13 protein-coding genes are annotated in these 23,527 nt (G+C 61.0%); 2 read left to right on the top strand and 11 right to left on the bottom strand.

The window, feature by feature from the left end; all coding sequences use genetic code 11:
- The first annotated feature begins 117 nt into the window (after window positions 1–117).
- A complete protein-coding gene (locus tag AB4K19_RS04600) occupies window positions 118–642 on the top strand; it encodes a flavin reductase family protein (protein WP_375230737.1) in 525 nt (174 codons plus the stop codon).
- Here the strand turns inward: AB4K19_RS04600 and AB4K19_RS04595 are convergent.
- From AB4K19_RS04595 to AB4K19_RS04580, 4 genes are all read right to left on the bottom strand, one after another.
- Window positions 636–4,253 carry a translocation/assembly module TamB domain-containing protein gene (locus AB4K19_RS04595; protein ID WP_436399211.1) on the bottom strand — a complete coding sequence of 1,206 codons (3,618 nt, stop codon included), beginning with the start codon at window positions 4,251–4,253 and terminating at the stop codon, window positions 636–638. The genes AB4K19_RS04600 and AB4K19_RS04595 overlap by 7 nt on opposite strands.
- Entirely contained in the window at window positions 4,250–6,067 is a 1,818-nt protein-coding gene (locus AB4K19_RS04590) for an autotransporter assembly complex protein TamA (protein WP_436399209.1), read from the bottom strand. The genes AB4K19_RS04595 and AB4K19_RS04590 overlap by 4 nt, the downstream gene beginning before the upstream one ends.
- A gap of 128 nt (window positions 6,068–6,195) precedes the next feature.
- Entirely contained in the window at window positions 6,196–7,836 is a 1,641-nt protein-coding gene (locus AB4K19_RS04585) for an alpha-amylase family glycosyl hydrolase (RefSeq protein ID WP_436399207.1), read from the bottom strand.
- Window positions 7,837–7,970: 134 nt separating this feature from the next.
- Window positions 7,971–11,507: an Ig-like domain-containing protein gene (locus AB4K19_RS04580; RefSeq protein WP_436399205.1), complete on the bottom strand. Its 3,537-nt coding sequence runs from the start codon at window positions 11,505–11,507 to the stop codon at window positions 7,971–7,973.
- Window positions 11,508–11,789: 282 nt separating this feature from the next.
- Between AB4K19_RS04580 and AB4K19_RS04575 the strand changes: the two genes are divergently transcribed.
- Window positions 11,790–14,024: a CHASE2 domain-containing protein gene (locus tag AB4K19_RS04575; RefSeq protein WP_436399203.1), complete on the top strand. Its 2,235-nt coding sequence runs from the start codon at window positions 11,790–11,792 to the stop codon at window positions 14,022–14,024.
- A 4-nt stretch (window positions 14,025–14,028) separates the two neighbouring features.
- On the opposite strand, the gene AB4K19_RS04570 is transcribed toward AB4K19_RS04575, so the two are convergent.
- The 7 genes from AB4K19_RS04570 to AB4K19_RS04540 all read right to left on the bottom strand — a co-directional run bounded on the left by AB4K19_RS04570 (window position 14,029) and on the right by AB4K19_RS04540 (window position 23,527).
- The gene (locus AB4K19_RS04570; RefSeq protein ID WP_375230730.1) at window positions 14,029–15,351 is read right to left on the bottom strand and encodes an HlyD family type I secretion periplasmic adaptor subunit; all 1,323 of its coding nucleotides are present in this window, start codon (window positions 15,349–15,351) and stop codon (window positions 14,029–14,031) included.
- Window positions 15,341–17,533: a type I secretion system permease/ATPase gene (locus AB4K19_RS04565; protein WP_375230729.1), complete on the bottom strand. Its 2,193-nt coding sequence runs from the start codon at window positions 17,531–17,533 to the stop codon at window positions 15,341–15,343. Before AB4K19_RS04565 ends, AB4K19_RS04570 begins: the two co-directional genes overlap by 11 nt.
- On the bottom strand, window positions 17,530–18,903 hold the full coding sequence (locus AB4K19_RS04560; RefSeq protein ID WP_436399200.1) for a TolC family protein: 1,374 nt from the start codon (window positions 18,901–18,903) through the stop codon (window positions 17,530–17,532). Before AB4K19_RS04560 ends, AB4K19_RS04565 begins: the two co-directional genes overlap by 4 nt.
- Before the next feature lie 134 nt (window positions 18,904–19,037).
- Entirely contained in the window at window positions 19,038–19,430 is a 393-nt protein-coding gene (locus tag AB4K19_RS04555) for a DUF3307 domain-containing protein (protein ID WP_375230726.1), read from the bottom strand.
- A gap of 172 nt (window positions 19,431–19,602) precedes the next feature.
- Entirely contained in the window at window positions 19,603–20,703 is a 1,101-nt protein-coding gene (locus AB4K19_RS04550) for an ABC transporter ATP-binding protein (protein WP_436399197.1), read from the bottom strand.
- A gap of 16 nt (window positions 20,704–20,719) precedes the next feature.
- A complete protein-coding gene (locus AB4K19_RS04545; RefSeq protein WP_375230978.1) occupies window positions 20,720–22,378 on the bottom strand; it encodes an alpha-glucosidase family protein in 1,659 nt (552 codons plus the stop codon).
- Window positions 22,379–22,402: 24 nt separating this feature from the next.
- The gene (locus AB4K19_RS04540) at window positions 22,403–23,527 is read right to left on the bottom strand and encodes a carbohydrate ABC transporter permease (RefSeq protein WP_375230725.1); all 1,125 of its coding nucleotides are present in this window, start codon (window positions 23,525–23,527) and stop codon (window positions 22,403–22,405) included.

Here is a 23,527-nt window from a genome sequence, read left to right as displayed (position 1 = left end):
TTTTTCGGCAGGCTGCCTTGCCCGGTTGCGCCCGGGCTTTATCTCTCCGGTACCTGACCGGAGCCGGAATTTCATGACACCCTTCGCTGTGACCCTGGCCTGCGCGGAACCGTCCCGGTGAGCCGCGCGCCAGAAATATTTGCGCCGACACCTGAACGCAGCAAGGATCTGCGCCGCGCGTTCGGGTGCTATGGCACCGGGGTGACGGTTGTGACCACCGAACTGGACAGCGGGCCGCTTGGCATGACCGCCAATTCCTTTTCATCTGTCTCGCTTGATCCGCCTCTGATCCTGTGGTGCCCGGCGGTCTCCTCCCGCCGCCATGACGCTTTCGTCACAGCCAAACGCTTTTGCATTCATGTGCTCAGCGCAGATCAGCTGCATGTGGCGAAACACTTCGCTGCTCAGGGCGATGGTTTCAGCACATCAGACTGGTCGCCGGGGGCACACGGCACACCTGTCCTGCGGGGATGTCTGGCGGAATTCCACTGCGATACGCATGCGGTGCATCCGGCGGGCGACCATTCCCTGGTTCTGGGCCGCGTCGCGCGCGTTGCCCTGCACGATCAGGACGCCGCAGGTCTGCTGTTCGACCGGGGCCGTTTCGGCCATTTTGCCGAGCAGGACCCGGCGGATCAGTAATCCCGCTCAAAGAAAATCCCGACACCGGTATTGCCGTTGCCGTCGACTGAACCACGGGCTTTGAACGAGTCCGTCAGATCGATGTTCAGCGAGATTTCGGCATCTCCGCCAGAGCTCGTCACATCCGTATAGACGTTTTCCGAGATGTATTTGCCTGCGCGGATTTCCGTCTCGCCGTCATCCGTGGTGGACACATCGAAATCGTCCAGCCCGAAGCCCTCACGCAGTTCACCGATCAGACCGACGCCACCGCGCCCGGCCAGTGTTGCAACCGCATTGGCAAGCTGCAGCGCCTGGAATGCGGACAGCTGCGTGAGGCTGCGGCCAAAGAGCAGCTGCGCCAGCACTTCATCCTCAGGTGCGGCCGGATCGGACACAAAAGACACTTCAAGGTCGTCCGCTGCCCCTTCGAGCACGATGCTCGCTGTGCCGTCGCGGGTTGTCGAGGTGGTCACAAACCGGATGTACGGCGTCAGGCTGCCCAGAAACTGAACTGTGCCCTCGGTCAGGTCATAGCGCTTGGCCAGAATATCGAGCCGGCCCCGGATCAGCTCAAACTCACCGGCTGAGATGATGCGCGCCGTCGTCCCGCTGATCTCCAGGTTGCCGCCAAGCTCAGCGTCGAGGCCACGCCCCCGCACAAAAATGCGCCCGGGCGCGTTCACAACAATGCCCAACCCATAGGCCGGCCCCCCGCCACCACCGGACGCCTCGCTTTGGGGTTCGGGGATCACATCTGCGCGCTGCCGGGTGATGGTTACTTCGCGTGGTGCGCCTACGTGTGTGATGTCCGGGATATCACCGATACTGGTCAGCCCGGTTGACGGCACAGACACAGTCGTCTCGCCGACATCAATCTGCCCGGTGATACGCGCGCCGCCGCTTAGCGGCCCGTCAATGCCGATCGCACCATTGAGGGTCGTGGTATAAAGGCGCGGGTCCGTCAGAACGGTATTGCGCAGAAAGACATCCAGATCCGCTGGCAGCGCGCCCCCCAGGCCAAGGCTGCCGGATGCTTCAATGCGGCCGCCCGAAACGACATCACCACCCACGTCGATTTGTGCCGTTCCGTTCCGAAGCACGACGGTCGTGGCAAGCCCTGTCAGCCCCAGCCGGAGGTTGGGCGCTGTAAAAGTGGCGCCGCTCGTTGCAACGCGGCCGCTGACCGCAGACAGGCCCGGCGTCCCCTGCACCGCCAGATCGAACTCTGCCGTCCCCCGGATGCTGCGGGGTGCCAGAAAGGGCTGTGCGAGCCCCAGTGGCAGCGCACCTGCCACCGTCAGATCAAGCGTTGTGTCCTGCGCTACGGTGCCGGCGACGTTTGCCTGTGTCCCCGCTGGGCCGCGCACGGCTGTATCAACACGCCAGTCGTCGCCCGCGCGGGCGGCCAGCCCGGTGAGGTTCAGAGGGCCGCGGATTTCCGGCACAAAAACACCGATATCAGGCAGATCGAGTACGAAATCCACCGCTGCCTCCGGCCCGGTCGCCAGACCTTTGACGACCACATCCGCCCCGAACGGTCCACCAGCGGTGGCGTCAACGCTGTACCCCGTTCCGGCCTGCCAGATGCGTGCCGCCAGATCCAGCGGGCCGGACGCCTGTGGGACAAGAGGGCTGATTTCCGGCAGGCTGACGGTGACATTCATATCAGCGTCCGGTCCCGTTACCAGGCCGCTCACAGTCACACGACCGTCGTATGGGGCGTCAACAGAGCCGTCCACTGTCCAGCCTTTTTCGTCCTGTGATGCATCTGCGACGACGCGCACCGCCCCGGTGTACTGCGGCAGCACAAGGGCAATGTCCGACAGTGCTGCCCGCCCGGTAACGCTGCTCTGCCCGCTCCGAAGCGATGCATCCGCCGCGACATCGAGTGCTGCGTTCTTCAGCAACAGATCCTCGACAAAGGTACCTGACTGGTCCCGCAGAGCACGCAGGGACAGCTCGGTACGTCCGGCCATGACGCGGTCGACTTCGGCGATGCCGAGTGCCGCGTCCTCTGTATTGCCTGAAATGCGAAGATCGAATGTGCCCGCAAGCGGTGTGATCATACCCTCGACAGCCAGGTCAGCCGCGCCCGCCAGGTCCTGACCTGCAAGAGCGGCAAACCGGGTCAGGTCAGCCGCCTGCACCTGCAACGCCAGGTTTGTCGGGAAACCGTTTTCGAGGCCGCGGATGACGATATCTCCGTCCAGACTGTAATCCGCACCCCCAATAGTCAGGTCGCTGATGCGGATCGGCTGATCTTCGGTGTAGCTGATCGCGGCGCTGCCTTCGATGCTGGTGCCAAGCGCCTGCGCCACGCTCGGATCGTTGAGCTCGATCCCCGTTGCGGCCAGCGTCAGATCGGTGACCAGTTCACCAATTGTGCCGGGGGCACCGCTGAGCGTTCCGTCAAGGGACAGCAGCGTGCGATCAATGCGGATATCTTCCTGAACAAGGTCCCGGATGTCGAAAGCTCCCTGCAACGCATCCCCGCCCGCGGCATCAAAATCGACGGCCAGGGTTGCGGCACTGATCGTGGTGCCTGCATCCGTGCCCGGCAGAACAACAGGTGCGCCCCCGCGCCCGATACGGCCATCGACGTCAATGAACGCGGGCCAGCCTTCTTCGTTGATCCTGACACTGCCCTGCAGCTGTGCCGCCTCGGCCCGCAGCGCAAAGCTGTCAACGGAAACAGCACCGTCTGCTCCGATCAGCGTATCCGCTGTCAGACCAACATCGGTGCCAAAGAAGTCGCGGTATTCCGGGGCCAGAACGGCGGTGATATCGCCGCCAATGTCCGCGACGATGCGACGGTCCGGCGCGGCCCCTTCGGCGGCCGGGTCGGTTGCCGTCAGCCGGACCTGACCTTCTACGCGGGGCGTACCGTCTGTCGCCAGACGGATGTCAGAGGTGAAATCAGACAAGGGCCCCTCGCCTGCCACGGTCAGGTCCACCGACGGATCGCCCGGCAGGTTCAGCAGATGCGAGGCGATACCGCCCGCGTCTTCGGTCAGGTCCAGATCGACCAGAATGATTTCCGTCTCACGTGCAAAACCCGCCCGCAGCAGAAACCTGCCCGCTGCCCCATCGAGGCGGTCCGCCGTCAGATCCAGCTGCAGGCCATCATCATCCAGCAGCGCAGAGGCCTGGACCTGCAGCACTGTCTCTTCTCCGAGCAGCGGTGCACCCAGCGCAATCCGTTCGACCTCAAAAGCTTCGATGTTGATACTGACCGGCAGTTCCGGCAACGCGAAACCACCGGCTTCGGCTGATGGCAATTCTTCGGTCTCTTCGGCTTCGGGCAGACGGGGCAGTTCCAGGGATGCAGCACTCAGACGGTCCACCTGCAGACGCCCGCGCAACAGCGCCGCCCTGCTCCAGTTCAGTGTCACATCCTCAAGCGTGAGCCAGATCCCGGTGTCATCCGCAATTGTGAGCTGCTCAAAGGACGCCTCAGAACTCAGCGCGCCGCGAAATCCGCGCAGCTGTACATCGCGGCCCGCACCGGACAGCGCCCCCTCGATCGTGCGGGTCAGAAAGCCGCCATCGTCCTCATCCTCCTGCGCCGCGGCCGGGCCGGGCACGGAGATCATCAGCAGGCAGATCAGAAGGTATGAAAGACGTCTCAAAACGATTGTCCTATGCCGATGTAAATCTGAAAGGCCGCCGCGTCGTCACTTCCTGCAAGGGCGCGGCCCACGTCAACGCGGATGGGCCCGATCCCGGTGGCATACCGCAGACCAAAGCCTGCACCTGTCTGCCATTCGCCGGACCCGTCGGGGAAGGATTCCGCCCCGATGTATCCGGCATCAAAAAAGCCGACATACCCAAGATTACCACTGGACCGGAACCGCAGTTCCGCGGTCAGACCCAGAAAAGAGCGGCCACCGACTTCGCGACCGTCCCCCAGATCGACGCCCAGTGACTGGAAATCATGTCCGCGGACCGTACCACCACCACCGGAGTAAAAGAGAAAATCTGCAGGTGCCACGTCGAGCGCTGGTCCTGCGACCGAACCAAACTGTGCGCGCAGGGCAAGTGTTGTCGAGCGGTCACTGCCAAAGGTCCGGTATCCGCGCAGATCAGCGGTGGTCAGCAGACCATTATCTGCCCCGGAAATCGCCGCAAAAGGCGTGAGTTCAACGTCTGCATAATACCCCCGGCGGGCATCAAGCGGACGGTCCCGGTAATCAAAGGTGGCGCCGGCAGGCACCAGAAACAGCGTGTAATCTGCCTCGCCGAAGTCATCCCGGGTGATCGCGCGGCGCAGACCGATGCCCAGCCGGTAGCTGCGCTGGTCGGAGGCGGTGCGCTCAATGCCCACTTCAAAAGTGGCTTGCCTGGAGAAGAAATTGATCTGGTCCAGCTGTTCTATTTCGTTCAGCGCGTAAAACCCGGTGTCCTCATTGAAGGTCGCGGGCCGGTCGAACCGGGTCTCAAGGCGGAAGTCCGTGCCCCCCGTCTCACCACCGATGCCTTTGATTTCTCCCTCGAACCGCAGCCGTTCCGCACCGCCAAAGAGATTGCGGTGCAACCAGAATGCGCTGAGTGTTATCCCCTCGACCGTGGCCAGTTCGGCGCCAAAGCCAAAGCGGCGCGGTTTCGCATCTGCCACCCGGACGGACACAGGCAATGTATCCCCCGGCACCGGTCCATCCGCCTCGACCATGGCAATGGAACTGAAAGCGCCCGTGCGCCGCAGACGGTCACCTGATTTGCGCAGCTCATCGGGCGAGAAAACCTCTCCCTCCGGCAGACCCGCGATTTCCAGAATACGCTCGCGGCGGACTGCGCTGTCACCTGTGACGGTCAGTGGCCCGAAACGGAACCGGGGGCCGGGCCGCAGGACGAGATCTGCATTGATCTGCTGTTGTGCATGCTGCGCGGTAAGCGACTGGCTCTGAAGTGCTGCCCGGGCGTGCCCGACATCGCGCCATCCATCAATACCCGCTGAAACGGCCGACTTCAGAACGCCAAGACCGGCGGTCTCCCCGCTCGCAAATCCGTCAGGCAGCTCGGTGCCGGGTGCGACCGGTGTGATGGTTGCACGACCAAAGCGGAACGCCGGGCCCGGGCTGATTGAGATCACCGCTTCCCTGACGGTTGCGGGCGGATCCACCGGTGGGATTGATGCGGCCTCGCGCCCGTCCAGCGCGATGTTGATCGCCGCGCCGAAGAACCCCGCATCATAGAGCACCGCCAGCAGACGCTGGTAATCCGCCTGGGCGGTTGAAACGATTTCCTGCGCTGAGACAGACTGCTCCCCTGCCGACTGCTCGACAAGCAGCGAACCACCCTCAAGCTGCGCACGCAGGGTGTCGTCAAACGGGCCAACGACCCGGACATCAAATGCTGCGGCCTGTCCGGCAAAAACCACGAATGACAGAAGGATCGCCCGTACGGCAGTCTTCAGACCCGCAAAGGCCGCAGAGCTGTTTTGCATATTCCGCCCCCAGGCAGGTTGATGGCAGGTGCGGCTGGCAGACCGGAACCCGTTCACCACCTGTCTACCGGAGCAGAGCACCGGACTGCAAACACTCTGGGCCGGGAAATTTGACGCAGGCCTCCCCGTCACCCGGTACGGCGCGCGATACAGACCTGCCAGGGCCCGAGATGCAGGCGGTTTTCAGGGCCCGGGCTGCCTCCACCGAGTTCCTGGGCAATGGTTTCCCATTCTCCGGGCGGCAATGCGTGCATCGACGGCGTATCCGACATGTTGAACGCACAGAACAGCGTTTCTCCGTCGGCCACGCGGGAGAAATGCAGCACATCGCCGTAGGCGAAAACCCCGTCGTGCGTGCCATGACGCAGGGCTGCGTGCTGTTTACGGAACGCCAGCGCGTTCCGGTAGTGATGCAACAGCGATCCCGGTGTGCGTTCCTGAATGTCGGCGGCGCTCTCCAGATGACTGTGCGAGACCGGCAGCCATGGAATTGCCGGCGTGAAGCCTGCGTTCAGCTCGTCAGCGGCCCAGACCATCGGCGTTCTGCAGCCATCGCGGCCTTTGAATTCCGGCCAGAACTCAATGCCGTAGGGGTCCTGAAGATCCTCAAACGGGACATCTGCCTCGGGCAGTCCGAGTTCTTCGCCCTGATAAAGACAGGCCGTGCCGGGCAGACACATCAGAAGGGTGGCATGCAGCCTGAGTGCCGCAGGGCTCAGCTCCCATCGCGACCCGTGGCGCATAACGTCATGGTTGGAAAACGCCCATGCCGCCCAGCCGTTGCGCGCCGCACGCCCCAGCTCGTCGAACACCTGAGCCACACGCGATGCGGTCAGCTTTTCGCGCGCAAGAAACTCAAAGGCGTAGCACATGTGCAGTGCCTCATCGCCCGAAGTGTACTGCCCCAGAAGGTCCAGACCATGCAGCGCATCGCCGATTTCCCCCAGAGAGGTGATGGCATTGTATTCGTCCAGCAGCGCGCGGAACCTTGCCAGAAACTCCAGGTTATCCGGCCTGTTCTTGGAATAGACGTGGTCCTGATGGTTGTAGGGGTTCACGGACGGCGCCAGAACCGCTGACCGGTCTTCTTTGGGCAGCGCCGGGTTATCGCGCAGATCTTTGTCGGCGTAGTAAAAGTTGACCGTATCCAGACGGAAACCGTCCACACCCCGGTCCAGCCAGAAACGCGTAACCCCCAGCAGGGCGTTCTGCACATCTTCACTGTGGAAATTCAGATCGGGCTGCGAGGTCAGGAAGTTGTGCAGGTAATACTGCTCACGCTGCGCATCCCACTGCCAGGCCGGTCCGCCGAAAATCGACAGCCAGTTGTTGGGCGCGGTGCCATCCGGTTTCGGGTCAGCCCAGACATACCAGTCGCTGCGCGGCCCCTCGCGGCTGGTCCGGCTTTCCATGAACCAGGGATGCTGGTCCGAGGTATGCGACAGCACAAGGTCGATCATGACCTTCAGACCATGCGCATGCGCGGACTCAACCAGCGCGTCGAAATCCGCCAGCGTGCCGAACATCGGGTCCACGTCGCAGTAATCGCTGACGTCGTAGCCGAAATCCTTCATCGGGGAGGTAAAGAACGGCGAGATCCAGATCGCGTCAACACCGAGCGCCGCGATGTAATCCATGCGCTGCACGACGCCGCCAAGATCACCGATACCGTCTTCGTTGCTGTCCTGAAAACTGCGGGGATACACCTGATAGATGGAGCAACCCTTCCACCAGTTTCTGTCACTGCTTTGCTGTGTCTGTTCAGACATAATTTCCTCGGATTGTCAGGGGACGACCGAGCGCTAATAAACACCATCCTGACAGGATGAAAAGCCCGCAGAACATGCACTTTGCACAGGCTGCGGAACTTTCGGCGAAGTCACGGAAAAACGTCAGAAAAAGGTCAGACAGTCGCGCCGTCCGACGCCACAGTCACGGCGGATTCCACGGCAAGAGTGGCCAGCACCTCGCCCCCCGAATCGACGTATTCGTAGATCGTGAAGGCGTTGCCTGCTCCGTCGTTCACAGGACCTGCTGCTGCGGCCCGCACACTCCCGCCCGCGCCGGTACTGATATCGACCAGATCACCGGTTTCGCCATAGACCGTGATGCTTTCCGGCAGTGCACTTCCCAGCAGCGCTTCAAGGTCGGCATCAGCCTCATCCGAGAAGGAGACAATGTCCACAAGACTGAGGGAGAGAGCATCCGCGCGCCCGTTGTCCATATCGATGGCTTCGATCCCGGACAGATCGGTCGCTGCCAGCAGGGCATTTATGTCTGCCACATCCACTTCGAGCACGTCACGGCCCGCCCCGCCGCTGACAACTTCTGTGCCCGTCGGCATGTCGGTCATTATGATGCGGTCATCCCCGTCACCTGCCAGAACACTGTCGTTTCCGGCCCCCGCGCTGATCGTGTCATCGCCGTCAAAGGCGAGAATGACGTCATTACCGTCGCCGCCCGTGATGCTGTCGTCCTCATTGCTGCCAAAGAGCAGGTCGTGGCCGTCGAGCCCCGTCAGTGTCTGCGCCGTGTCTGCGCGGCCGAAGGAATCAAAGGATGTCAGTTCGAACTCAACGGTGTTTTTGTCGCCATCCGTATCGAACCCGGCCTCTATTGTGATGCGGTTGTCTTCGCCCAGCATACCGGCGATGTTTTCGATGGCGGCGAGTGGCAGCTCATAATCAAGGCCCTCGATCTGCAGGGCCGGGCTGGTTTCGTCCGATATGACACCAAGGTCTGTGCCATCGACCTCCAGCCGCACGGAAAGGTCCACCAGTTCCGGCGTGAAGAGCGGCGATTCCTGCAGTGCTGCGGACAGATCCGACGGGCTCACAAACTGAACTGCATCCGGGTCGACCAGCTGCAGTTGCGCAAAATCCACGTCGCCGAAGCCAAAGGCACTGATCTCAACCGGATCGCGCCCATCAGATGGGTTCGTCAGTTCGGAAAGCGCTGATTGCCAGTCCCCGCTGCTGGGCCTGCCATCCGTTACAAAGAGCAGGTAATTGGATTCGTCAGGGGCTTCCTCCAGCAGGAAGTCACCGGCCTCCGTGAATGCCGCACGCCAGTTGGTCCCTGTACCGGTGTAGGGCAGTCCGCGAATGGCAGCCGACAAATCCGGATCCATCAGATCAAGGACAGCGCTGGAACTGATGGTCGACCCGAAAGAAGTGAACTGAACTTCGACGACTGTTGCCGAACCCGCGAACTGGTCGATGAGGATGTTCATTGCGTCCTCAAGGGAATCCAGAAGGCTGTTCCAGAGCGGCAGCGGGATACTGCCCGAACTGTCCAGCAGCACAGAGAGGTTGATCTGCGTAACGGCAACATCGCCGTCAACATCAATCGCGACGGCCCCGGCAGCCGTATCCGCTGTGGCGTCACGGTTCAGATCGACGGAAACACTGGCACCACTGACATCGACGGTTGTATTCTCGACCTCAACCTCGATCCGGCCTTCCGTTTGCCCACCATCCTCGTCCGTGACGGTGTACGTAAAGCGGTCGACGCCCACAAAGCCGGTGTCCGGTGTGTATGAGAACGATCCGTCGGGATTGATGACCGCGGTCCCGTTCGCAGGGGCATCCGGACCGGCGGCAAAACTGAATATACCGGCACCATCAATATCGCCTGCGGTCAGTGTCCCCGCGACGTCGGTATCCTGGGTGGTTTCGAACACGCTGACACGGCTGACCGTCGGCACATCATTTGTGCCGGTCACGAGTACGGAAACGGTTTCGCTGTCTGTAGCACCGTATTCATCCGTTACCGTGACGGTGAGCGTTTCGGTTGCCATCTCCCCCACGCGCAGCGGATCGGCCAGTTCGTTGTCGATTGTATAAGACCACACACCCTGCGGTGTGACGGCGAATGTTCCGTAAACCGCGGCCGTCGCGGCGATGCTCCAGGTCAGAACCGATCCGGCATCCACATCCGTTGCAAACAGCATGCCGGAAATCGTCGTGTCTTCTACGGCCTCTTCGATTGCACCTGTCAGGCTGCTGTCGCCAGGACTGACGGCGGGCGCATCATTTACCGGCAGCACCTCGACGACAACTATCGCTTCGCTGGTCTCACCAGCGTCATCCAGCACGTTCAGCGCAAATGTTTCTTGTCCGTTGAAATCCGGTGCCGGTACGTATTCAAAAGATCCGTCTGCGTTGACTGTAACGTTGCCGGTCGCGGGCGGAGAGCTCAGCGAATAGGTGAGCGGCCCCGTGCCGCCCTGCACCGCGACAACACCAGCAATGGCATCGTCCACGGTGGCGTCCTCAAGGCCCGAAAAGCGGAATACCGGCGGTTCCGGAGCCAGGTCAGGTTGCAGCAGACCATCATCAAAAGGCTCGAATGTATCGGCATCATCGCTCTGGACGTCCGGCGGCTGCTCGATGGTATCGGGCTCGTCAATCGAATCCACCTGGAAGGAATTTTCAGGGCTGTTGCCGCCCGTCCCCCCCAACGGTGGACCGCCCGGATCGCTGAGCGTGACAAAGGTGTCGCCGTTATCTACCCGCGCGACAGCCGACCGGAAGGCCGCAAATGCCTCTGCGATCAGCAGATTGTCGTCTGCATCATCCTGAAGGGTACGTGCCACTTCACGGGTTTCGCCACCAGCTGAGGACACAAGCCATTTGGTGTTGATATCGGTCAGCGTTGCCACGAGGTTGCCGTCAACATCGCGCAGCTCAACACGGCCCACACTGCCATCCGGGTCGCGCGTCAGTGTCACGGAACTGGTTACAACACCACCGTCCGCGGTCACTTCAACCAGAACCGTTGTGCCCCGGATGCCCATGGTGGAGGACGGTGTACTGACCTCCATGCCGCCGGTTTTTGCAACCTGTCCGGCAATAAAAACAAAACTGCCCTGCAACAGGCTGAAACCGCCGGAATTCGACGCGGACCCGGGATCATAGATCAGCTCGTCGATGACCATGCGTGACGCAGAGGCCAGCGTGAAAATTGTGCCGTCCACAAAGGTGATGGAGACAGATCCGCCATCAGCTGTCTGCACCACATCCTGCTGGTAGATCTGCGACCCCACCTGCAGGGTTTCGACAGAACCGTCGGTACGCTGGACGGTCGTGGCGCCTTCTAGCGTTTCGACCTGCCCCACAGGGCTCGCGCCCGGCGTCGTCGTTCCACCTGTCTGGGCATACTGAGCCGGCGCTTCCGGTCCTGCCAGCTGCGCGACAACCGGCCCCCGGACCACGGCGCCGCTGGCATCCATGATGTCAGCCGGAGCGCCCCTGAAGTATCCCGGGATATAGAGGTCCGGCAGGCCGTCTGCAGAGACATAGAGATCGTTGCCCGAGCGCGTGTAGTCTCCGCCAAACAGCTGTTCGCTGTCCGGCGCAACGAGGCGTCCGTCACCATCCGCACTCAGTACATGTGTACCGGTCAGCGGCTGACTTATGTCAGTGACGCGCAACGACACATCTGAAATCCCCGCATTAATAAATCAGTTAAACTTTTACCAATACCCCCGTGATCCGTATGTGAACCACAACACATTCCCACCAGACAATTGCCTGAATGCTGCCACAAAACGCATAACCGGCAAGGTTTTTTGGGTCTTTGGTAACATTTTGGAAACAATTTCACGAATCCCGCAGGGTTGATCCGTTGCGGAAATTCGTCAAAATCATCAGTAGCTAAGCAAAAATTCAGCCTGTGCGCTGATTTCATTAAGAAAATTACGGTCAGGGTCCAGCCGGGTATGAAAGAGTGGTTTTCAAAGTGGCTGGGCTGGATCAGGGTCATCTCTTTTCTGGGGCTCCTGTGCGGTCTGGCGATTCGCATCGGTGACCCGCTGCCGGTTGAAACGCTGCGACACACCGCTTTTGATCTCTACCACCAGTCCAAACCCCGCGATATCACCCCTCTGCCGGTGACGATCCTGGATGTTGATGACAGCAGTATCGAGGAGATTGGCCAATGGCCCTGGCCCCGCACGCGCGTGGCCGAGATGGTGGATCGCGCGACAGCCGACGGTGCCGTGGCCATCGGGTTCGATATCGTCTTTGCCGAACCGGACCGCCTGTCGCCGCCGCAGATCGCACGGGACAATCCGGACATGCCCCCGGAGCTCGCAGAGCAGCTTTCCGGCATGCCCGAGAACGACGATCTGCTGGCGCAGGCCTTTGCCCGGTCGCGGGTCATTGTCGGGCAGGCCACCGTGCGTTCGCTGGCAGGAAACCGTGCCGAAAAGCGTGAAATGGTTGATATGCCCCCTGCACTGATCGGGCCTGACCCGACGCCCTTCCTGCTCCGGTTTCCCGACATTCTGCAGAACCTTCCCGCACTTGAGGCCAACGCCGCCGGCCGCGGCATGTTCGCGACAAGGCCGGATGCCGATGGCGTCTACCGCCGCGTCCCGCTGGTGATGATGGTGCAGGATAAGATCCGGCTGGGGCTGACACCGGAACTGCTGCGGGTGGCGACCGGCGGCGGGACCTATGCAATCCGCACAAACGACGCGGGTATCGAGGGGGTGGTCCTTGCCCGCCAGCTTGTGCCCACCGCGCGGGATGGCACAGTCTGGCCCTATCTCACGCCCTCTTCGCAGAGCCGTTACGTGCGGGCGGCTGACCTGATCGGGGGGCGCATGCCGCCTGGTCGCATGGCGGGGCATCTGGTCCTTGTGGGCACCTCCGCCATCGGGCTGGAAGATTTCCGCGCGACACCGCTTGGCATCCCGATGGCCGGGGTGGAAATCCACGCACAGGTGCTCGAAAACATCATGGCACAGACGCTGCTCAGCCGACCGAATTATGCCATCGCCGTTGAACTGGTCCTGACACTTGTGCTCTGCACGCTGGTGATCATTTTTGCCCCAAGCCTTTCTGCCCGGCTGCTGATTTCGTCTTCTGTTGTGCTGCTCTCAGGATATGTCGCCTGGTCCTATTTCATGTTCCACGAGCACCGCGTGCTGATTGATCCGACCTTTCCGGTGCTGGCAACGGCGACCGCGATCATGCTGATCTCGACGGTGAACTACCTGCGCGAGGAACGGCAAAGGCGCGAAATCCGCAGCGCGTTCGGGCAATATGTCTCGCCGGACCTTGTGGATCAGCTGAGCCGCAACCAAGGCAAACTCACTCTGGGCGGGGAATCACGGCAGCTTACGCTTCTGTTCAGCGATGTCCGTGGCTTCACCGCCATCGCCGAAGAATACCGCGATGACCCGCAGGCGCTGACCGTTCTGATGAACCGGTTCCTGACGATCCTGTCCGAGGCGATCATGGACAACCAGGGGACCATCGATAAATTCATGGGTGACGCTGTGATGGCTTTCTGGAACGCGCCGCTGGATCACCAGGAACACGCGCATGCCGCCTGCCATGCCGCCCTGCGCATGATCTCCGATGTGGAGGCTTTCAATGCAAAGCGTCTGCGTTCCGGCACACGGACCACGGGCCGCGACGGACACCGGGTACACCCGCTGAAGGTTGGAATCGGCATCAACACCGGCCAGTGCGTCGTGGGCAACATGGGCAGCGACACACGCTTTGACTACACTGCACTGGGCGATCCGGTGAATGTCGCCTCGCGGCTTGAGGGTCAGTCCCGCTATTACGGGTGCGCCATTATTCTCGGACAGGCGACCGCCGCGCGTGTTTCGCAGGACATGGCCGTCATGGAACTGGACAGGATCCGCGTTGTTGGTAAAGAAGTGCCGGAGACTGTCTTTTCCCTCTTCGGTCATGATGGCCTGCGCTCACAAACCGCCTTTCAAGGGCTCATCCTCAGAAACGCTGAGATGCTGGATGCCTACCGGGCGCAGGACTGGGACGGGGCCGATGCTGCTCTCTCTGCCCTGCCGGCGCTGGCGGCCGAAGCCGGTCAGGATCTGGACGCCTATGTTACACTTTATGCCACGCGCATCGCTCAGCTGCGCTCTGACCCGCCGGCCGGCGACTGGGATGGGGTCTATGCCTCAACCGGAAAATAGTAGGTCACCGCTCCCGCAAGGCCTCTGAGCGGGCGCGCAGAATAGGCCGCGCAAGATAGGAGAGCACGGTTTTCTCGCCGGTCTGGATATCCACTGACGCGATCATTCCCGGCGTGATGGGCAATGGATTGTCGTCCGTGCCCAGCCAGGATTTGTCCGTCCGCACGATCACGCGGAAAAACTCTGTCCCGCCCTCGGCGGTGATCGTATCCGCTCCGATCCGCAGAACTTCCCCCGCAAGCGCCCCGTACACGAGGTAATCGTAGGCAGAGATTTTGACGGATGCGGGCTCGCCGGTGCGCACAAAGGCAATATCGCGGGGTCCGAGGTCCGCCTCGATCAGAAGGCTGTCATCAGAGGGCACAATTTCGATCAGCGCAGCGCCCGGCTGCACCACCGCGCCGATGGTTGTCGTGTTCACCCGGTTGATTGTCCCGCGCACCGGCGCACGCAATTGCGCACGGGTCACCCGGTCATTGGCGCTGCGCAGGGTTTCCTGAACCACGGCAAGCTCCAGCTGCAGTCGTGCCAGCCGTTGACGGGCGGTCAGAATGTAAGCAGAGCGGGCCGCATTGATCTGGTTTTCGGCCTCACCTATGGCCGCCTGCAGACGCGGTTCACTGGCTTCGCTGACGGCAATGTCACCGCTCAGCTCAGCAAATCTGGACTGCAGGCGCAGCAGTTCGATCTGCGGCACCAGCCCCCGGTCAAACATGTCCTGCGTCAGTGCGATCTCTTCGGACAGTGGCGCGATGACCGCCCGGGTGCGGGCCCTGATCGCACGCATTTCGTCCAGCTCGCTGCGGCGCTGGGTCAGCTGGGCCTGCAGCACTTCCAATTCGCGTGTCAGCTGCTCGCGGCGGCTGTCAAACAGACGCCCCTCGGCTGCCGTCGCCAGCGGCGCACGCGCCTCCAGTGCGACCGGAAAATCAGGCTCCGACGCCAGCGCGGCCTCAGCCTCCAGCCGGATGGATTCCGCCAGAATGGCGGCCTCACGTTCCAGCAGCTGGCCCCGTTCGGCGTCTGACCGGATGTCGTCGATCTGCATCAGCACATCTCCGGCTTCGACCAGATCCCCCTCGCGCACGGCGATATCGCGCACAATGCCTCCTTCCGCACTCTGCACGACCTGCACCTGCTGCGAGGGGATCACCCGACCGACCGCGCGCGCGGTTTCCTCGATCCGGTGCGTGGTAGCCCAAGAGACAAACAACCCGATGCCAAGCGCCACAACCAGCAACAGACGCAGCGGTCCGCGGTCCCGCCCCGCTCCGGACACGGACCGGACATCGTTCACGAAAACATCCTCGTCCCGGTTACCGAACACCGCTGGTCTCCTGCTCTTTTGCAGCACCCATGTCCTTCAGACGTGTCATCACATCGCCGGGTGCACCGTCCAGAACAACACGGCCCGCATCCATCACAATCAGACGGCCCGCCAGCGCGGCCAGGGACTGTCTGTGCGTGGAGATCAGCAAACCCATTCCGCTGCGGTTCAGCTCTTTCAGACGTTCGGTGATCTGCTGCTGCATACGGTGGTCCATCGCATTGGTCGGCTCATCAAGGAACAGAACACGCGGGCGGCGCAGCAACAGACGGGCAAGAGCAATCCCCTGGCGCTGACCACCGGAAAGGCGCGTACCCTGTTCACCGACAAAGAGGTCCAGCCCTTCCGGCAGACCGGCCACAAATTCATCCATCGCCGCAAAGTAGAGCGCGCGGCTGATATCTGCGTCCGTTGCATCGGGAGCGCCGATCACAAGGTTTTCGCGCAGCGTTCCGGTAAAAAGCTCCGGTGACTGCGGCAGATAACCAACGCCACGCCGCAGCTCGGCGGTATCGTACTGATCCAGTGCGATGCCATCGACGAGAACAGTACCGGATGACGGCCGGATCAGCCCCGCCAGCACCTTGCCGGTTGTCGTTTTGCCGGACCCTACCCGCCCCAGCAAGGCAATGCTTTCTCCCGGTGCCATGTCGAATGTGAGCCCTGAGAGAGCCGCATTCTGCGCACCGGGATAGGTAAATGTTACGTCATCCAATGACAGCGCGCCGCGTCTGACGACCGCATCCGATCTGACAGCCCCTGCTTCCTCCGTTTCAAGTTTCATGAACCTGTTCAGGGCCCCGAGCGCACGAAAGGCATATTGCGCCCGGAAAATTGTCTGCGCGATAGTCCCCAGCGGGGCCAGCACACGACCCGCGAGGATATTAGCCGCGATCAGCCCGCCAATGGAAATCCGCCCTTCGGCGACCAGAAAAACACCCCAGACAATGATCAGAACGCTCACAGCCTGCTGGACCAGCATGGTGCCGTTTGCCGCGACGTTGGACCAGAACCGGGTCCGCCCGTTCACGCGCGAGGAGGCCGTGACGGCGGCCTCCCATTCACGCTGCATCAGCGGCTCTGCGTTCAGGCTTTTGATGGTTTCAATGCCGCCGAGGGATTCCACCAGCACGACATGCCGTTTTGTTGCCATCTGCTGGGCGCGCGCCGCAGCCCTGCCAAGCGGTAGCTGTGCGAGAAGTGCCAGAACCAGCACAACCGGCACAGCACACAAAGGAACCAGCGCGACCGGGCCGACGATGAAATAGAGCGCTGCAATAAAGATCCCGATAAAGGCCAGATCAATCACCGCCACAAAGGTTGCGGAGGCGAAAAACTCCCGTACGACCTCAAAATCACGGATGGTGCTGACAATACCGGCCGCCCCGCCGGGACGTTCCAGAAGCCTTGCCTGCATGGCCTGGCGAAAGAGAGCCGCTGCGACTTTAAGGTCGACCCGGCGGCTGATCGCTTCGAGGATGTTTGCGCGGACCGTACGCATCACAAGATCGAGTGCCAGCGCTATGCCAACGCCGACCGCAAGCGTCCAGAGCGTTACATAGGCGAGATTCGGGATCACTTTGTCATAGACGTTCATCACAAAAAGCGGCAGTGCCAGTGTGAGAAGATTGAGCAGAAAGGCAGCCAGCAGAACCTGCATCCAGCCGGACCAGCTGGCCCGGACAGGTGCCCAGAACCAGTGGCCCTTTAATGGCGTTTCAGCCGCAGCCTCCGGCGACAACCGGCCGGTCGCGGCATCATCCGCCGGCGTCACCAGCAGAACGCCCGGGAGCAGGGACCGGCGCAGATCGCGGAGCTTCTGTTCTGCCTCCAGCCCGCCCGCCACCGGATCGACAGTCTGCACGATGCCGCGGTCGGGCAATCCGGTGACCACCAGCGGATCGCCTGATTTGCGGAAGACAACACAGGGAAGCGACGCCGGATCAATGCGCCGGATGTCCCGCGGGATCAGGCGGCTGCGCAGACCGATGGTTTCCAGCGCACGGGACAACATTTCCGGATTGTCCGGATCAGCATTTTCCGGCAGACGCGCAGAGACGGCGGCTGCAGTAAAGGTCCGTCCGAAATGTCCGGCCATCCAGGCCACAAGCCGCAGCCGGTCCGGCACAGGCTCGTTCCCCGCTGGCACAGCCTTGGGGGCGGTGCCGTCTTCGGGCGTCACTTCAGCGGCTCTATGTTGACGTTAAAGACATTCTCCGGGGCGGTTTTCGCCCGATCGCGGAAAACAGGCTCCAGGGCCAGTTCGCTCGCCGGCAGATCAAAGTACCCGGCCAGCAGGCTTTGTGCAGCGAGCGCACGATAGGTGCTGAACACCAGACCGGACTGCGCACCGACGGTTTCAAATTCAACAGTAAAGCGCGCGCGTTCTACCTCCAGCAGATCCAGCAGCGTGCGCTTGGCCGCTCTGAACTCATCGCCGTAAACCTCTACAATTGAACGGTTAATACGCAACTGGTCAGAGAGCTGCGCCGCGCGCTGACGGTCCGTCACATAGGTATTCCACGTTCTGGCGGCCAGTTCACGCACGTCACGCACGGCGACCTCCTGAGCGGCAATGGCCCTGCTGTTCATCGCGGCAAGCGCGTTGCGCTCTGCCTTCCTGCCGCCCTGATAGATGGTCCAGCGCAGGCCAAGGCCGATGCTTTCATCCGTCCGGTTGCCCCGCACACCGTTGCGGTTGATGTCTCGCACAACCCCGGCCCCGAGAGTGAAGCGGGGGTATCTGTCGGCCAGTGCAACTTCTGTTTCTGACCGTGTCTGGTCGATCTGCGATCTTGCAAAAAGCAGACGGTAGCTGTTGTCCAGTGCGTTCTGTGTGAGGGCCTCCAGAGACTGCGGTGCTGTTGCTGCACTGACGGTCATGTTGCCGGACGGTGGCCGGCCGATGACACGCTCATAGCGGGCACCGGCGTCACGCAACGCACGTTCAACTTCGAGCTGAGCCAGCTTTGCAGAACGGATCCGGTCTTCGATGGTAAGCTGATCGCTGAACGGCAGCCTCCCCCCCTCGACCAGGTCCGTCACCTGGCGTCCGATTTCCTCGTGCTTGGTGACATTGCGGCGTGCCACCTCAAGCAGCCGGCGGTGCCGGACGACGTCGATGTAGGCTTCAGTGGCATTGAGCGCCATGGTCTCAGATGCATCGAGCAGACGGAAAATGCTCCCATCCACCCGGGCTGCATTCGCGTAGACCAGGTTAGACCGGCGGAAGCCATCGAACAGCACGATTTCGGCCCGAACGCCCAGCTGATGCCGCGGTTTCGTCTCGCGGTTATCCGCCTCGGACAGTGAATTCACGTCGTCGACGCGCTGGTATCCCGTTTCCCCGGTGATGGTGACCGTCGGCAGATATTCACCGCGCAACTGCATCAGCTCGAAAGCTGCGGTTCGCATTTCCGCGTCGCTGGCCCGTACGGATGGGTTGGTCGTAACAGCAAAACGAACGGCATCGCGCAGGGTCTCCGCAGACGCGTTCCCCGCCAGAACCAGCGCCAGAAAACCGGCACAGCACACCCAGCTCAGCTTCTTCAACCAATTTCCCCCGAAGGGCAGAAATGCCCGGACACTAAAACAATGCCCTAACGTTAACCAACTGCCTGAAAAAAGCAATCTGCTGAAAATTCTGCTACTTAAGGTGGAAATCCGGACGCATCAGTCCGGACAAATCAGCCAGCACCCATCGTGAGCCAGATCCAGATCATGGCGATATAGGTCAGTTGATGCAGGGCCTGGTCCACACCGGATGCCCGCCAGTATCCGGCATCAGCCGGTGTCAGGTTCTGGTCAGAGGTATGACGCCCCTTCCACCAGTCGATGTGAAAATGTACAGCCCATTCGGCAAGCACCAGCGGCACAATGAAAGCAACCGGCGCGCCGATCAGCAGAAAAGCGATGAAGGATCCGGTGGCATGAACGCCCGCATGCAGAAACCGCCCCAGGTGCGCGTACTGGTCGCGCCCGTCCAGCATCATCCGCGTCTGGAGGAAGTAATCACCCAGCATGTGTTTGATCTGCAGCAAACACAGCAGCACCAGTAACACACCGTACGTTTCGCCCAAGACACGTCCTTCCACACACCAGATCGTTAACGGAGGTTAAATCCAGCGGACCCGACCTGTCTATCCGCCGTACACGCAATTTTACCTGTAACCGCTAATTTATCGTTATGGTGTGCCCGCCATGCACGTTTAAGGGGAAAACCGGCAAATGGCTCCCACCCGCCGGTTTCGGTCAGTCGCGGTAGAGAAGCGAATGGCCGTTCGAGAAAAGATGGACCTTTTCCGGCACTGCCGTCATGTGCAGCACCTTGCCCCGCACATCCGAATGGATACCCGGCAGTTTGCCGATAACGGCAGCCGCCTCCGGTCCCGCTTTGGCGAAATAGATCTGTGTCACCTCGCCCAGGGCTTCGACAATTTCAACCGTGCCGGAGAACGCATAATTGTCATCATCTGTCGGCACCATATCCTCGGGCCGGATACCAACGTTCACCTTCATGCCCTTGTCGCTGTCGCGTGTGGGAATTGCCGCTGCAATCGTACCCTGCCCTGCATCAAGACGCACCTGCGTGGTTGCACCGGTTTCCACAATTTCACCCGACAACAGGTTCATGGCCGGCGAGCCGATAAACTGTGCCACAAATTCATTTTCCGGCTTCTCGTAGAGCTCCAGTGGCGTCCCGACCTGGGCAATACCTTTGTTGGCAAGCACCACAATCCGGCTCGCCAGGGTCATCGCCTCGACCTGATCGTGCGTCACGTAGATCATGGTCGAGTTCGGCATGCTTTCCTTGAGCTGCGCAATCTCAATCCGCGTGGCGACACGCAGGGACGCATCGAGGTTGGAAAGCGGTTCATCAAAGAGATAAACCTTCGGATCGCGAACAATCGAGCGTCCGATGGCCACCCTCTGTCTTTGCCCCCCCGACAGTGCTTTGGGCAGTCGGTCCAGGTACTGGTCGAGCTGCAGCACTTTGGCCGCGCGGCTGACTGCCTCGTCGATCTCCTGCGGCGACTTCTTGGCGAGCTTGAGCGCAAAGGCCATGTTCTCGCGCACCGTCATGTGCGGGTAAAGCGCGTAGGACTGGAACACCATCGCGATCCCCCGCTGCGCCGGCGGCACATCGTTCATCCGGTCACCATCGATCAGCAGCTCTCCCGAGGTGATCTTCTCAAGCCCCGCGATCATGCGCAACAGGGTTGACTTACCGCAGCCGGACGGGCCAACGAACACGATCAGTTCACCGGTCTGAATATCCAGATTGATGTTCTTGAGTACCTCGACGGTCCCACCGTAGGCTTTGCCCACATCCGTCAGATTAAGATTTGCCATTGCTGTCCCTCCCGTTTCAGGCCTGCGCGTCCGACGCGATTGCAAACAGCGCCTGGTGCGGCGGCAGAATGATACCGTCCGCTGTCTCTGTGATTGAAAATGGTGCTCCGCGGTCCACGCTCCAGCTGCCCGCCGGCAGTGTCACGGGCTGTTCCTCGTCCGACAGATTAAAGCAGCAGAAGATGCGCGCGCCCTCATGTGTCCTCAGGAAACTCAGACGATTCTCGTCTGCATCGATCAGTTCGATGCTACCTTTCAGGATTGCAGGATGCGCTTTGCGGAATGCGAGCATGTCTTTGTAGAACTGCAGCGTAGATCCCTGGTCTGTCGCCTGTTCCTGTGCTGCTCGCTGCACGTGTTCCATCGCGACCGGCAACCACGGTTTTTCATCCGAAAAGCCGCCGTTGCGGTTGTCGCGCGTCCAGGGGAATGGTGTGCGCGCCCCGTCGCGTCCTTTGAATTTGGGCCAGAAACGTTTGCCGTAAGGATCCTGCAGATCCTCGTAGGCCACATATGCCTCTGTCAGGCCAAGTTCCTCACCCTGATACAGACAGACAGACCCCTTCAGGCTCATCAGCAGACCGGCATAAAGGCGCAGACGTGCCTCATCCATGTTCCAGCGTGTCGCGTGGCGCACAACGTCGTGGTTTGAATAGGCCCAGCAGGCCCAGCCCTCGGTCACGATACGGTTGAACCGTTCCAGAATGTCGCCGACATGCTCTCCGGTCGGATAGGCGTTGGCCAGAAACGCGAAGTCATAACACATGTGCAGCAGGTCATCGCCAGCGGTATAAGCCGCCTGAACTTCCATCCCGCGCTGGCTCTCGCCGACCTCCCCCACGGCCGTTGAGCCAGGGTATTCATCCAGCAGCGCCCGGAACCGACGCAGGAAGTCCAGGTTTTCGGGCTGCGACTTGTCGTAGAGATGGTCCTGGAAGTTATACGGGTTTACAGACGGTGCCGTATTGTCGTTACGCTCTTCCTCGGGCAGCGGCGGGTTATCCCGCAGCTCCCGGTCATGCACGTAGAAGTTCACGGTATCGAGCCGGAAACCATCGACGCCCCGTTCCAGCCAGAACCGCGTGATATCCAGCAGTTCGTCCTGCACTTCCGGGTTGTGGAAGTTCAGATCCGGCTGTTCGGACAGGAAGTTGTGCAGGTAGTACTGCATCCGTTCGCCGTCCCATTCCCAGGCGGAGCCGCCGAAGATCGACAACCAGTTGTTGGGCGGAGAGCCATCTGGTTTCGGATCGGCCCAGACATACCAGTCCGATTTCGCATTGTCGCGGGACGTGCGGCTCTCGCGGAACCAGGGATGCTGGTCACTGGTGTGGCTCAGCACCAGATCGATAATCACCCGAACACCCAGCTGGTGTGCCCGTTCGATCAGCGCATCAAAGTCCCCCAGCGTGCCGAACATAGGATCCACGTCGCGGTAATCGGATACGTCATATCCGAAATCCAGCATCGGAGACCGGAAGAACGGCGAAATCCAGATCGCATCGACGCCCAGCTCCGCCACATAGGGCAGCCGGTGGATGATGCCCGACAGATCGCCGATGCCATCGCCGTTGCTGTCCTGAAAGCTGCGCGGATAGATCTGGTAAATCGCAGCCCCACGCCACCAGTCGGTGTCATCAGAGAGCGCGTTTGCAGGCATGGCCACAGTGTCCATCTTACTCATTTAAAGAGACTTTCATTACTTGACGGAGCCGGCCAGAAGACCGCGCACCAGATAGCGTTGCATCGTGAAGAAAACGGCCAGAGGCACGGCGATAGAGATAAACGCCGCCCCGGCAAGGATACCCCAGTCACCGCCTCTTGAGCCCAGCAGGTCATCGGCAATTTTTACCGTCATAACCCAGGATTCAGAGTTGGACGGCAGGAATACCTTGGCCACCAGAAGGTCGTTCCACACCCAAAGGAACTGGAAGATGGCAAAGGAGGCCAGCGCCGGGAAGCTCAGGGGCAGCACGATCTTGGTGAAGACCTGGAAATCCGTGGCCCCGTCGACTTTGGCGGATTCGATGATATCCCGCGGCAGCCCCACCATGTAGTTGCGCAAAAGGTAAATCGCGAGCGGCAGCCCGAAGCCGGTGTGTGCCAGCCAGATGCCCAGAAAGCTCTGCCCGATGCCAACCTTGTTGTGCAGCTGCAGCAGCGGCACGAGCGCCAGCTGCAGAGGCACAACGAGCAGCCCAACCACCATCGCAATCAGGAAACCGCGCCCCCGGAAGTCCATCCACGCAAGCGCATAGGCCGCAAAAGCCGCAATCAGGATCGGAATGATGGTCGCGGGGATCGTCACCGTGAACGTGTTGATAAAGGCGACGTCCATCCCATTGGAAAAGAGAATGGTGCGGTAATTGTTGAGGGAAAAGTCGGGCGGTGTCGCACTCGAGTAATAAACGTTCGGATCGCGTTTGATTTCTTTTGGGTTCTTGTAGATGAAGTCGCCGTTGGATTGCACAACAAGTGTGCGGTCGCGCCGCAGATCGGCTGTTTCGCCCGGCTCATAGGCCGTGGGTGCTGACCGCATGCCGCCAAAGCGCAGAACTTCGCCCTCGCCGCCCGAGAAGATGTTCCCTTCAATGACGAAGAAATCGCCGTCTTTGCGGGCTTCTTCGGCCGGGATACTGGCCTGAAAGTTCTGCTCTACGGCAAAGGGCGACAGCCACCAGCCGGACGCCGAAATCTGATCCCGGTCACGGAAGGATGACACCAGCAGACCGACAGTCGGGATAAGCCAGAGCACCACGAGCAGCACAACAGAGATCTGAACCGCCCAGGTGAGAGATGATTTTGTTCCTGCAATATTGTCCAT

The organism is Roseobacter phycocola, assembly GCF_042055075.2.
Classification (GTDB): Bacteria; Pseudomonadota; Alphaproteobacteria; order Rhodobacterales; family Rhodobacteraceae; genus Roseobacter.
This window is presented reverse-complemented; position numbering and strand designations above follow the sequence as displayed.

Coding starts and splice junctions, on each gene's coding strand:
- AB4K19_RS04590 (WP_436399209.1), bottom strand. CDS start 6,067: ATGCAAAACAGCTCTGCGGCCTTTGCGGGTCTGAAGACTGCCGTACGG.
- AB4K19_RS04545 (WP_375230978.1), bottom strand. CDS start 22,378: ATGGACACTGTGGCCATGCCTGCAAACGCGCTCTCTGATGACACCGAC.
- AB4K19_RS04585 (WP_436399207.1), bottom strand. CDS start 7,836: ATGTCTGAACAGACACAGCAAAGCAGTGACAGAAACTGGTGGAAGGGT.
- AB4K19_RS04540 (WP_375230725.1), bottom strand. CDS start 23,527: ATGGACAATATTGCAGGAACAAAATCATCTCTCACCTGGGCGGTTCAG.
- AB4K19_RS04575 (WP_436399203.1), top strand. CDS start 11,790: ATGAAAGAGTGGTTTTCAAAGTGGCTGGGCTGGATCAGGGTCATCTCT.
- AB4K19_RS04550 (WP_436399197.1), bottom strand. CDS start 20,703: ATGGCAAATCTTAATCTGACGGATGTGGGCAAAGCCTACGGTGGGACC.